The sequence below is a fragment of the Saccharicrinis fermentans DSM 9555 = JCM 21142 genome (assembly GCF_000517085.1).
Lineage (GTDB): Bacteria > Bacteroidota > Bacteroidia > Bacteroidales > Marinilabiliaceae > Saccharicrinis > Saccharicrinis fermentans.
Map to the genome: position 1 here is coordinate 4506312 of NZ_KI912107.1, position 13747 is coordinate 4520058.

Sequence of the window (13747 nt, forward strand, 5' to 3'; positions counted from 1 at the left end):
TCTCATGGTTTAGTTTAGTATTGTTTTTGCGTGCTCATAAAATTCAATTGCCTAGAAAATCTTATTATGTTTAAAAATAATATACATAATAGTATTCTAATAATTATATTTACCTGACTAATTATGTAAGGAAAATAGAATTATGATAGAAGCGTTCACACATATTAATTTAGCACAATCTCTATTTGCAATGATATTAATACTTACCAAGCGTCCTCTCAATATAATAGATAAGATTCTGGCTGGGTGGTTAATATTATTGTTTCTGTTATTCTTATGGAATCTAGTCAGGCTCCAGTTGACTAATGATTTAATCAACAATTGGATGTTTAGAGCACTTGTTTTGCAATTATTTCCAACATTATTATTCTTATATATTAGGTATTTAACATCCGGAAAGAATAAGTTTCAAACACAGGACCTTTGGCATTTTTCTATTTTTGGAGCATTATTTATAGCAATGCTTTTTTTGGTTGTTAAGCAGCCTATTTATATTGATACGACTGATTTTATTCGATCCTTTAAAGTTTTCCCCATAATTTTTGGATGCGTTTTTATTTTGACATTTATTTTTTATGGATATCGAACCATAAAATTAATGAACTTATATATTAGTAAACGTGATGAGTATTTCTCTTTTCATAGTAGTAATGTCAATCTAGAATGGATACGAAAATTAGTGTACGCTTTTTATATTTATTTCGGCGTTTTAATTCTGGTAGGGGTTACCATCCAATTTGTTTCGTTGTTCATTGACTTGAGTATCATTTTCACCTTCTGCAATACAATATTTATCTACATATTGTCTTTTCATGGATATAAACAAAGGTACTTGTTGGAAATGCCAAAATTGGAGAAAGGATCTAGTGTTCCCTATAAAAAGTCCGGTCTCAAAGAAAAAGATGCTAGGCAGCTTGAAAAGTCTATTCTTTTTTTAATGGATAGGCAAAAAATTTGGCTTAATCCAGAGGTGGCCGTTAGTGATATCTCGTCCGAGTTGAAAGTACCACAACATCATATTACACAAGTTTTGAACAAAGGATTAAAAAAGAATTTTTATACTCTGATTAATGAATATAGAACTAATGAGGTAATTAGATTATTTCAAGAAGAGAAATATGAGAAATGGGATTTAATCTCCATTGCGTTTGAGGCGGGCTTTAATTCGAAGTCTTCATTTAATTCCTTTTTTAAAAAATACACAGGAAAAACTCCTTCAGAGTATAGAAAAAATTTGATGGGCAAGCAAAAGTAGTTAGTGTTTCCATATAACTAAATTTTCAATGGTCGTATGGGAAGCTCCAAGATGGTCCAGCTAACTGGGTGTTCTATTATTGACGCTGGCTATGCTGGTTTAAATCCTAATGCGCAGTTCTTTAGGGTTTTATGTGTCTTTCTTTTAAAGTCGAGACAATAAACTTGCCCTTCCCTAAAAAGTAAAACATATAATATGTATTAAATCAATTTATTTGGACTGCAAATCTTAGCCATTTACACGGAACCTATCCGTATTTTATGTCATGACTTAGGTAATTAAATTATGAGATACGTCCTTATTGTATAAGGTGAAAATTTAAAAGTCACAAATTTAACATTGTTTAATTACATATTTTTCTATTATGAAGAGAACCGTTTTCTTGGGCCATCATTTGCACAATTATGCAAAATGGTGGAAACTTATATTTTTAATGTTTTTGGTTGGAATAAGTTATGTTCCAAATGTTTATGCCCAGACCAAAGTCAAAATTTTCCTTATGGCGGGCCAATCTAATATGCAAGGCCATGGAGATAGTGAGAATTTGGAACGTATACTTTGTGCCAAAAAAGAAATCACATTAGCAGATGATTCTGAAGGATGTTACTATTCTTTAGAGAGTCAGGAAGACAGATTATTTGAGGTTGTTAGCGATTTTTATGGAACATCTGCTACTTATGATTCAGTAAACGCAAGAACAGTTGCCCAACACATTGATCAAAATGAATTGATTGATGCACGACTTCTATTTCCCTATAATCCTGTTCAGGAAATTAATTTTAATTATAGCCGTAGTGATGGTGTTAGAAGCAATCCTGGTATTTGGTCCGGTTCTTTAAATGTAGGGTATGGTTATAGTAATAACGGTACTAGTTATGGCCCTGAGTTGACTTTTGGTCATTACATGTCACAATACACAGAGGACGATATTGTACTTATTAAAGTGGCAGAAGGAGGTTCTGATTTGCACGTAATGTGGAGGAGTCCGAGTATGGAAGCCCGCCTTGGGACAGATGATGAGCCCAGTAATTACCCCTTACTTACTCAACACCTCAATGAAGTATTAGCGGACATAGGGAGCTTCTTACCTAAATATGAGGGTGTAGATGTAGAGGCCGAAGTTGCCGGTTTTGTCTGGTTTCAGGGGTTCAATGACGCAGGAAATAGTACCTATGCTAATGGGTATGAGCAAAACCTTACCGACTTGATTACCGATTTAAGAAGTGATCTTAAGCTACCTGATTTACCGGTAATGATAGGACAATCTCATCGTGGAGGAGACAATGGTTTGGTTGTGCAAGCTGCACAGAAAGCTGTAGCAGAGAACATCGGAAATGCCGATTGGGTGGTAACCAATGACCTTTCCAATTACTATCATTTTGATGCGGGTGCTTATCTTGTAATCGGCAATCGCTTGGCGGAAGGCATGAAAGACCTTCTGAATCTTCATGAAGTACAGGAAACTATTCCCAATGCACCTTCAAGTCTTTCAGCTGTTTCTTCACCTGTACTTCAGGTTCAGCTTAGCTGGTCAGATAATTCTAATAATGAAGATGCATTTTGGATCGAACGTTCAACGAACCAAGAATCAGGTTTTGGAAGCATTGCAAAAATTTCACCTGACTCGGCTGCTTTTATAGATCGTGATTTGTTACATGCTACTACTTATTATTATAGGGTACGTGCTTCAAATAAAGCTGGATATACATCCTATAGTGAGATTGTCTCTGCTACAACTGATACATTGAACGATGGTTTTCCACAAGGATGGTCAAGTATGGATATAGGGACGCCCTACTCACCAGGAATTACAACCTATGCTGATGGTACGTTTAAAGTTGAAGGCAATGGAGATATGTTGGAAAATTCTGATAATTTTCATTTTGCTTATCAGAAAATATCAGGGGATGGTGAAATTGTTGCTCGTTTAAATTCAATGCAAAAGGCATGGTGGGACAATGTAGGTTTGATGATGCGAGAAACATTAGAACCCGATTCCAAATATGCAATGACCCTCCTTAATAATAACACCACTATTTTTTATCAATACCGTAACGAATTGGGCGAGTATGAGCGTATTAATAATGATACTGCCACTACTGCCTTGTGGTTAAAATTGACAAGAATAGGATCTTCCTTTACCGCATATATGTCCACAGATGGTGTGAGCTGGCAAGAAACCTATCAGACGTCTATTACTATGGATCAGGAAATTTATCTTGGCATGGTATCTTTTGTTCCTAGAGATGGTAAAAGTACCACAGCCGTTTGGAGTGATGTTGCTGTAGTATCCTTAGAACCTCAAGAGCCCTCTGGATTAACTGCTACAGCAGCTTCTTCAACCACTGTAAGTTTGAGTTGGACAGATAACTCCAATAATGAAACTGGTTTTACGATTGAAAGATCTGTGGATAGTGAAAACTATGAAGAAATCGCGACTGTTTCAGACAGCACGGTACTTTTTCTGGATGAAGGTCTTTTAGCGAACACTACTTACTACTATAGAGTTGCGGCTTTTAATAGCAGTGGTTCCTCTGATTATTCTGAAGTAGTCAGTGTGACTACGGATGAAGATGCCAGCTTGCCATCACCATGGGAAACAGTTGATGTAGGGACGCCCTACTCACCAGGAATTACAACCTATACTAATGGTAAGTTTAAAGTTGAAGGCAATGGAGATATGTTGGAAAATTCTGATAATTTTCATTTTGCTTACCAGAAAATATCAGGGGATGGTGAAATTGTTGCTCGTTTAAATTCAATGCAAAAGGCATGGTGGGACAATGTAGGTTTGATGATGCGGGAAACATTAGAGCCCAATTCTAAATATGCAATGACTCTCCTTAATAATAATGACTCTATTTTTTATCAGTACCGTAATGAATGGGGCGAGTACGCACGTATTAATAATGGTTCTGCGACTACTGCTTTGTGGTTAAAATTGACAAGAACAGGAACTTCTTTTAGTGCATATATGTCTACAGATAGTGTGAGTTGGCAAGAAACCTATCAGACATCTATCCTCATGAATCAGGAAATATATGTAGGCATGGTATCTTTTGTTCCTCGGGATGGTAAAAGTACCACTGGTGTTTGGAGTGATGTTACTGTTTCATCATTGGATCAGGTAATACCTCAGGCTCCATCAAATTTAACAGCACAAGCTACTCTCTCCAATACAGTTGTACTTGAATGGGCAGATAATTCTGACATTGAGCGTGGTTTTAGAATAGAAATGGCTATTGACAGTGTAGGTGTTTTTGAAGAATATGCCAGTGTTGAAGCCAATACTACCCATTTAGAAGTACACAGTTTATCTGCGGCTACTACTTTTCTTTATCAAGTGCAGGCATATAATGACAATGGTTACTCTGAATACAGCAATGTAGCCTCAACCACTACAGATAGTTTAGATTCGGAATCATTGCCAGCACCATGGAGCAATACGGATATAGGAACACCTTACTCATCAGGAATTACAACTTATGCTGATGGTACGTTTAAAGTTGAAGGCAATGGAGATATGTTGGAAAATTTTGATAGTTTTCATTTTGCTTATCAGAAAATATCAGGGGATGGTGAAATTGTTGCTCGTTTAAATTCAATGCAAAAGGCATGGTGGGACAATGTAGGTTTGATGATGCGAGAAACATTAGAACCCGATTCCAAATATGCAATGACCCTCCTTAATAATAACACCACTATTTTTTATCAATACCGTAACGAATTGGGCGAGTATGAGCGTATTAATAATGATACTGCCACTACTGCCTTGTGGTTAAAATTGACAAGAATAGGATCTTCCTTTACCGCATATATGTCCACAGATGGTGTGAGCTGGCAAGAAACCTATCAGACGTCCATCACCATGGATCAGGAAATTTATCTAGGCATGGTAGCTTTTGTTCCTCGAGATGGTAAAAGTACTACTGCTGTATGGAGTTCCGTAGAAGTTTCTGTTTTGCCTTCGGTGTTAATGCCTCCTTCGGATCTTCTGGTCGAAGCCAACCTTGCCAATGGACTAGAATTACGCTGGGTTGACAATTCGGACAATGAGGCCGGGTTTGTCATAGAGAGAGCAAGCAGTGCTGAAGGTGTATTTGAAGCCATCGCTACCCTAGCTGCCAATACTACCTATTATCAGGATCAGGGATTGAGTGCGGGCAATTATTATTATCGGGTAAAAGCTGTAAAAGACCAAGGAGGCTCATGGTATAGCAATCGGGCATATGCCGAAGTGCTGGAATTTAAAAATACCATACTTTATATGCCTAGGTTAGCCGGAGACTACGATAAGGCAATCCTTCAAAATGAAATTTCTGTGAGTACAAGCTCATATTTTTCTACCGAAGAGTATATGTATACCAATATGAAAGGTAAGGTGATCGATGTCAATCTAGAGCAGTCCCTATCATCGGGTGGAGGAAGTATTTCCTTCAAAGTAACACCATATGCGCTTAATCAGACGACTGAGCTATTTCATTCAGAAAACCTCTCTGTCAGTCAAGTCGGCGATCAGATAGCGTTGACTATCCAAGGGACCGAATGGGTAAGTAATTCGGTTTTAGATACCATCACATGTAATCACGTAGTTATTCAACTTTCTGATCAAATGATAGACCTCTATGTAAATGGAGAGTGGACATCCTTTGAGAATAGTCAGCAGTTTGAAATTAATGAGTTTACGTTGGAATCGTACAATGGACAGTTGTGGGATGTCAGGATGCATAACAGAGTACTAACCGAAGAAGAAGTAGCAAAAATAAGCGAGCGTTGTGGAACAGGAATTTCCTTAGAAGCACCTAACCCTTTGAGACCTCAATTTATCGGTGGAGCTTATTATTGCCTTTGGGCAAAAGAGGATGTGGATCTAAGTCAAAGTAAGTATTTATACCATCTATTTATATCGGAGTATGTTTATCAACACTTTGTAATGGAAGCAGGTATGTACAACCATGAAGAAGGGCTTGAGAAAACATTACTACGCGGGAGAGATTTCATTGTGGATGATAATGACAGTTGGATAGAATGGTCATTTTCTAATCCAATTACTAAAGACGACCACAATGTTGCCTATGTTTGGCATGAGAATTTTCATAGTTATCAGTCGAAAAACCCTTCAGCTCCCTACAATGGAGGAAAGTGGCTTAATGAGGCTTCAGCCAACTGGGGAGCTTCCTATGTAGTCGATAATTATCCCAATAAAGGTGCGACAGGTATTACTTTATATCCACATTGGCCAATTGGTTTCTATAATAAGACTTACAATATTCCTGGGGGCAATCGTGATTATCATGCTTATATATTCCTTAGTTATATCACTCGCTTTGTTTCAGATCCATCATTCATAGGCAAAGTATATAACGATAAGGACTTATTAAATGGGGCATATATAATTAATGTTTTCAAGAAAGTTCTCAATGCAGAGGGGCATGATTTTGTGAAAGTGTTTAATGATTTTGCTGCACGTACTACGGTGTGGGATTATCAGGATGGAAGTGGCCCGGATTGGGAAAGGTCAGAACAGGTTGGTATTCAAAATTATGAAAATAAAGGGTATACCGATTTTAATCACAAATTTACTCATATTATGTCTTCTGACGGAACAAATGGGGTGATGACAGAGATTCCTGAGGATTTACGTCCATGTGCTTATTCCTGGAATGCGTACAAAATTGATTCTACAGCTGCCGGATCATATACAATCAAATTTCAAGGAATAAGCGATAATCCTACTGATACAAAATTTCAGGCTATGATTGTTAAGGGGAATGATATTGCTTATGAGTACATTGAAATGCCTATCAGCAATTCTGCAGCATTTGGAGAATCCGTTGACGAATTTCAGGTGAGTACGCAGGCAGGTGAGGAACTCTATTGGGTTGTCACTTCCATTCCCGATGCGTATCACCAGGATACTACTATTAGGTATGATTATACTTATAGTTTTGAGGTGAATACGACCGAGTTTGGTTTAAAAAACGCTATGGGTAGTGATCTGTCTCAAACATATAGTTTAAACAATGGAGCCCTGAATGTTTATCCTACAATTACGGATGGCCATCTTACGATCGAAATGGAATTTGACACTGAAGAGCCGGCAAAGGTAACACTCTATAATGCCGTTGGGCGTAAGGAGCCTTTAAGTGTTAATTATGAAGAACATAAGATAGAGGTTGGATTTGATGGTTCTGCGGGACTTTATTTACTTCATGTTCAGACTGGACAGGTAAATAGGGTTGTTAAGATTATTAAAAAGTAAAATCCTATAGCAAATTGAATAGATGGGCAGAAATCTTCTGCCCATCTATTTATTTATGTATTGCTAGTAGCAAAGTAATTGCGATTCAAATATACGTGCTTTGTCAGTCGCTATGCGATTGTAGTCGTAGTGTTAAGTGGGGTTATGAACAATCAAATTATCGGAACTTTTATTCCGGGCTTTGCGTTCTTTCTTTTTCTTGTTCTTCGTGATATTTGCCTCCTAAAAAGGCTAAAAATCTACTAAAGGCCTTTATTGCTTCTTCTGTACCTTTGGAAACCTCTTTTCCTTGTAATTTAAGCAAGAATTTACTGTAAATGCCAGTAAGGCATAGTTCTATCTCATTGCTTAGTTTTTTGCCTGTTTTTTGGTCGAATTCGTTAATGAATGGTAAAGTTGCATTGTAAATATGCCCATAGGCGATTTCTTGGGGGTCGTTGAGTAGCTGGCGATGCAATCTGTCTAAGTCGTTCACTAAATTATTTATCACCTGTAAATGCCCTTTTTCTTTGATATGTTCCAATGTCATCATTTCAGCTAGATTATCATACCAGTCAATACATTCTTGAAGGATGTCGCCGCTCAAATTGTATTGCGGTATAATTCCTTTTTTAATGTCTTCCATATTAAACTGATATGCACGAATCAAATCTTCAATCTGCCACATGTACAATATGTACTCAACGATATTGGTTTGGCGTTTTTCTTTAGCTACAATCATTTTTATTTATCTGTTGACGTAAATGTAATTGTTTATATACAGTAAAAGAATTTTGATTTACTGGTGTTGTATGTATTTGAAATTTAAAAAAACGGATGTATGTGATGCTTTTTTTATTATTTCATCATGTAGATTCTTTGTTTGTTATGGTTGCTTCGTTTTATTGCATCCGCGCTGCTATGCTTAGATGAGTGTTCATTAAAAGTCCCAGTCGTCCACTTCGTCCATTTTTTCCAAGTCGCGTCGGTCTTTTTTTGTGGGTCTTCCCAGTCCTTTTCTTCGGCCCATGGAATTTGCTAAACGAGTGAGTTCCAGTAGTTCAATTTGGTCATCTGTGGTTACCTCTTCCATAAACTCAGGAACAAGTTTTGCGCCCATTCTTTTGCCACTAATAGCCAATACTTTAAATGAGCGTGTGATCGGGGGGAATTTGACATCGATAGTAGCACCAACTTTCACCAAACGTGCGTTTTTTACAGGCTGTCCACCAATGAGTACTCGTCCTTTTTTTATGGCTTCAGATGCTATGCTTCGGGTTTTAAATACCCTTACTGCCCATAAGTATTTATCCAGTCTAACACTTTCGTCCATGCTTTTATTTTTTATTATATTGGTTCATGGTTCTGGCCGGGCCAATGGTAGCAAATCCTTTAATCATATGGATGGATATATCTATACCTTCGTGCAGGCCGGCCAGTTCTTCACTGCTCCATTTCCCCAACACGTAGTCAATTTGTTTTCCACGGCTAAAATTGTCGCCTATTCCAAAACGTATTCTGCTATAGTTGTTATGTCCTAATATTTCCTGGATGTTTTTAAGGCCATTATGCCCTGCATCACTTCCTTTTTGTCGCATGCGTATGGAATTAAATGGTAGGGCAAGATCGTCCACAACAACCAGCAGGTTTTCCAGTTTTATTTTTTCCTGTTGCATCCAGTATCTAACCGCTTTGCCACTTAGGTTCATATAGGTGCTTGGTTTGAGAAGTATGAAGGTCTTTCCTTTGAATTTATATTCGCACACGGCACCATAACGTAAATTCTCAAACTGTAGTTTTTCTTGTTTTGCGAATTCATCCAACACCTTAAATCCTATATTGTGGCGGGTGTCTTCGTATTCGGAACCAATATTTCCCAACCCAACTATTAAATATTTCATGGGATCTATTTTCGAGGGTTTGTTATTAAAAAATATTTTTTTTAATCGAGGCCACATTATATTTGATTTTATGTGACAATAATACAAAAAGCCTCCATATTAATGTAATATGGAGGCCAATTATATGCGTTGTAATATTATTTACTCAGCTGCGTCTCCGTCGCCAGATTTTTGTGCGGCACGAGCGGCACGTGTAAGTTTAACGGCGGCAACTACTGAATTTTTAGCATTTAATAACTCAAGGTTTTCAAATGACAAAGAACCAACCTGTACAGAATCGCCTAATTTAAGGTGATCGATATTAATATCTAAGGTATCGGGCAAGTTTACGGGTAAAGCTTTAACGCGTAGTTTGCGTTGTTCAAGCGACAGTTGACCCCCTGCTTTCACACCCTCTGCAAAACCGTTAAGTTTTACTGGAATTTCAATAATAACAGGTTTGTCTTTGAAGATCTGCAATAAGTCAATATGCATAATCCTGTCACTCACAGGGTGGTATTGGATGTCTTGAAGAATAGCTTCCACTTTTTCGCCATCAATATCTAAACTAATGGTATAAACATTAGGTGTGTAAACCAATGCTTTCAGTTGTTTTTCTTCAATAATGAAGTGCTTTACTTCTTCTCCTCCATAAAGTACGCCTGGTACTTTACCTGCTTTGCGAAGCTCTTTGGTTGCTTTTTTTCCAATTACTTCCCTTTTTGAACCTTTTAATTCAATTTGTTTCATCTTTCTAAATTTTTTGTGCTACTCAAAATAAATCACTGGTAATGAACAGGTTTACTCCCCATCACACTTTTTGCCATAGGCGGCTGCAAAGGTAGAAAAATAAACCCACATTCTTTCATAATCCATAAGATTTAATGAATGAATGCGGGAGTTTTTTTGTATTACGATAAAATCAATAATATTGGTTTCTATCTATGTTGTTCAGACTATTATATCAAAAACTGATTACTGATTGATTTATAATAGTACACTTTTTCAATAGTATCAGCTAAAAGTTCAGCGATAGATAGCACTTTTATTTTTTCAGATTCCTGACCCAAAGGAATAGAATCAGTTACAAATAACTCTTCCAGTGCGGAATTGGCAATGTTTTCGTAGGCTGCTCCGGATAGGACAGGGTGCGTTGCAAAAGCGCGTACACTCAAAGCACCTTGTTCTCTCATCATGTAGGCTGCCTTTGTTAGGGTACCGGCTGTGTCTATCATGTCATCCACAATAACCACATTTTTACCTTTTACATCACCAATGATTCTCATGTCGCTAATCACATTGGCTTTAGCTCTGGATTTATGGCAAATAACCATGGGTGTACCTAAGAATTTAGCATAGGTGTTGGCCCTCTTACTACCACCTACATCAGGAGAGGCTATAACCAAGTTGTCTAAGTTCATGCTTTTAATATGCGGCAAGAAGATAGATGAGGCATACAGGTGATCTACCGGAAGGTTGAAGAATCCTTGAATCTGGTCGGCATGTAAATCTATTGTGATCAGGCGGTCGATACCCGCTGCAGTAAGCATATCAGCAGCTAATTTAGCACCGATAGAAACGCGAGGTTGATCTTTCCTGTCCTGGCGAGCTAAGCCAAAATAAGGAATTACTGCTACCACTTTGTAGGCAGAGGCTCTTTTGGCTGCATCAATCATCATCAATAGTTCCAGCAAGTTGTCTGCAGGTGGAAAGGTTGATTGAATCAGGAATACGTGCGATCCTCGAATTGTTTCTTGAAAAGCCACAGCAAATTCGCCGTCGCTAAAATTTAATTTTTTAATGTTCCCAAGATCCCTCCCGGAATAATGACTAATCTTTTCGGTTAGGTAACGGGACGATGATCCCGAAAAAATCTTAATGGGCGCTTTTGGTGGCATCGAAATAGTTGTTTTTCTGTTTATTATTTATAAGACGGTGCAAAGATAAAAAATCATGACTTAAATTATCCTTGACGGCCATAATTTAAAATGTTTCCTTATTGTTACGATATCATTATTTTTTATATTGCGCATGTATAGTCCTTACCATTGTTCATTTACTTGCTCAATAAAATTCAAAATTTCATCTCTACCCTCTGCTTTTTCGGCTGAGGTGACAAATATTTCGGGTAATTCTTCCCAGTCTTCTAATAAGGCTTTTTTATAGTTTTCTATGTTGGATTCCTTTTCTGAGGCTTTTAATTTGTCCATTTTGGTAAAAACGATAACAAATGGAATTCCCCAAACTCCCATTTGGTGCATAAACTCCAAATCAACTTTCTGGGGCTTGTGTCTGCTGTCTACCAATATAAATAGACACATCAGGTTGGAACGGTGACGAAGGTAATTGTCAATTAAAAGTTTAAATTCTTTACGTTGTGTTTTGGAGGCCTTGGCATAGCCATAGCCAGGCAAGTCTACCAAATACCATTGGTTGTCTATAGTAAAGTGATTGATTAATTGTGTTTTACCTGGTGTTGATGAGGTTTTGGCCAGTGTGCTATTGTTGCACAGCATGTTAATCAACGATGACTTGCCTACGTTGGATCTGCCAATAAAAGCATATTCGGGCCTATCAGCATCGGGACACTGGTTAGGCTTGGAACTGGAAGTAAGAAACGCAGCTTTTGTAATTCGCATTTTTGTTTACAAAGGTAAGGGACAATATCTAAAAACAAAATGTTTATAATTCAAATTGAATCCCTTGGGCCAGCGGCAAGTCCTTACTCCAGTTGATGGTGTTTGTTTGTTGACGCATATAAGCTTTCCAAGCATCTGAACCGGATTCTCGTCCGCCACCTGTTTCTTTTTCGCCTCCAAAGGCGCCACCTATCTCGGCTCCTGATGTTCCAATATTAACATTGGCTATTCCGCAATCGCTACCTATGCCTGAAATAAATGTTTCACATTCTTGCATGTCTCTGCTGAAAATAGATGAAGATAGGCCTTGAGGAACATCGTTGTGCATGCTAATGGCTTCTTCAAATTGTTGGTATTTCATAAGGTACAAAACAGGTACAAAGGATTCGTGTTGAACAATAGGTAAGTGGTTTTGTGCTTCAATGATGGTGGGTAAAACATAGTGTCCCTTATCTGGAATGCCGGATGTGATGACCTTGTTTCCAAATAATATGGAACAACCTTGTTCTTGTGCTGTGCGTATGGTGTCTTTATATAGTTCTGTAGCTTCATCATCAATCAGTGGACCTACTATTGTCTTGGGGTCTAGGGGATGTCCTATTTTAAGTTTTATTTGCTGGTAGGCCTTTTTTAACATATCTATTACTTCGGAATAGATACTATCGTGAATGATGAGGCGGCGGGTGGAGGTGCAGCGTTGACCTGTTGTTCCCACAGCTCCAAATACGATGGCCGGAATAGCTAGTTGAAGGTCGGCTGTTTGTGTCACTATAATGGCGTTGTTGCCTCCTAGTTCAGCTATCGTTCTTCCTAAGCGAGCTCCTACTTTTTGACTTACTTTTTTGCCTACTTGCGTAGACCCGGTGATAGATATTAGAGAAATTCTTTTGTCCTCAGCCATTAAATCGCCAATCTCCGATGAGGGAGCAACGATTAGATTAACGACTCCTTCGGTCACCTTATTATCTTTTAGTACTTTTTCTATTGCATGATGGACGGCGATGGCACAAAGGGGTACTTTGGAACTGGGTTTCCAAACACATACGTCGCCACATACCAAGGCAATCATGGTATTCCAGGCCCAAACCGCCATGGGGAAGTTGAAGGCTGATATGATACCTACTACGCCTAAGGGATGATACTGGTCAAGTAGACGATGGCCTGGACGTTCGCTTTGCATAGTGTAGCCGTAGAGCTGACGAGATAAACCTACTGCAAAATCACATATGTCTATCATCTCTTGAACTTCACCCAGACTTTCTTGGTATATTTTGCCCATTTCTAGTGAAATGAGTTTGGCTAAATTTTCTTTTTCTTCGCGTAAGGCATTTCCTATTTTGCGTACTATGTCACCCCGTTTGGGCGCAGGTGTGCGGCGCCAATCATGAAAGGCTTGTAAGGCCTTGTCTACCATGTGAATGTAGTCTGATGAGCTGGCCTGGTGGATCTTAGCGATGGGGTGTCCGTCAATGGGGGAGCTGGAGGTGAGGATAGTGCCTTGGGTTTCAAACCATTGGGTGCCAGTGCATAATCCCATATTTTCAGACTTAATCCCCAGTTGGTTGAGCATTTCGGGTATACCAAAATCTTGTTGGTGGTGCGAACGGTATTTTAAATAAAATTGTGACATAGCGTTTTTTTTGATTGATAGAGATACTTCAATTTACAGCTTTTTTAAATCACAGAAGAAAAAAAGACAAGGTTATTTTATGATTTTTGTCTTTTTGTTTGT

At 38.1% G+C, this 13747-nt stretch carries 9 protein-coding genes; 2 read left to right on the top strand and 7 right to left on the bottom strand.

From position 1 onward, the window contains the following. Positions 1 to 598: 598 nt before the first annotated feature. Positions 599 to 1255: a helix-turn-helix domain-containing protein gene (locus CYTFE_RS30395; RefSeq protein ID WP_161636206.1), complete on the top strand. Its 657-nt coding sequence runs from the start codon at positions 599 to 601 to the stop codon at positions 1253 to 1255. 499 nt (positions 1256 to 1754) lie between these two features. Further along, positions 1755 to 7517, top strand: a complete 5763-nt coding sequence (locus CYTFE_RS0118415) for a fibronectin type III domain-containing protein (RefSeq protein WP_162150096.1) — start codon at positions 1755 to 1757, stop codon at positions 7515 to 7517. Between the two features lie 169 nt (positions 7518 to 7686). Here CYTFE_RS0118415 and CYTFE_RS0118420 read toward each other — a convergent pair whose 3' ends face one another. From CYTFE_RS0118420 to amaB, 7 genes are all read right to left on the bottom strand, one after another. Next, on the bottom strand, positions 7687 to 8238 hold the full coding sequence (locus tag CYTFE_RS0118420; protein WP_027473019.1) for a DUF4924 family protein: 552 nt from the start codon (positions 8236 to 8238) through the stop codon (positions 7687 to 7689). A 198-nt stretch (positions 8239 to 8436) separates the two neighbouring features. Beyond that, entirely contained in the window at positions 8437 to 8829 is a 393-nt protein-coding gene (locus CYTFE_RS0118425) for an RNA-binding S4 domain-containing protein (protein WP_027473020.1), read from the bottom strand. 4 nt (positions 8830 to 8833) lie between these two features. Then, complete coding sequence (pth, locus tag CYTFE_RS0118430; protein ID WP_027473021.1) at positions 8834 to 9397, bottom strand: aminoacyl-tRNA hydrolase; 564 nt, start codon at positions 9395 to 9397, stop codon at positions 8834 to 8836. A gap of 141 nt (positions 9398 to 9538) precedes the next feature. Next, entirely contained in the window at positions 9539 to 10126 is a 588-nt protein-coding gene (locus tag CYTFE_RS0118435; RefSeq protein ID WP_027473022.1) for a 50S ribosomal protein L25/general stress protein Ctc, read from the bottom strand. Positions 10127 to 10335: 209 nt separating this feature from the next. Next, on the bottom strand, positions 10336 to 11274 hold the full coding sequence (locus CYTFE_RS0118440; protein WP_027473023.1) for a ribose-phosphate pyrophosphokinase: 939 nt from the start codon (positions 11272 to 11274) through the stop codon (positions 10336 to 10338). A gap of 144 nt (positions 11275 to 11418) precedes the next feature. Next, positions 11419 to 12015 (bottom strand): ribosome biogenesis GTP-binding protein YihA/YsxC, encoded by a 597-nt coding sequence (yihA, locus tag CYTFE_RS0118445; protein WP_027473024.1) that lies wholly within the window; start codon positions 12013 to 12015, stop codon positions 11419 to 11421. A 43-nt stretch (positions 12016 to 12058) separates the two neighbouring features. Next, complete coding sequence (gene amaB, locus CYTFE_RS0118450; protein ID WP_044213076.1) at positions 12059 to 13645, bottom strand: L-piperidine-6-carboxylate dehydrogenase; 1587 nt, start codon at positions 13643 to 13645, stop codon at positions 12059 to 12061. Positions 13646 to 13747 lie beyond the last annotated feature (102 nt).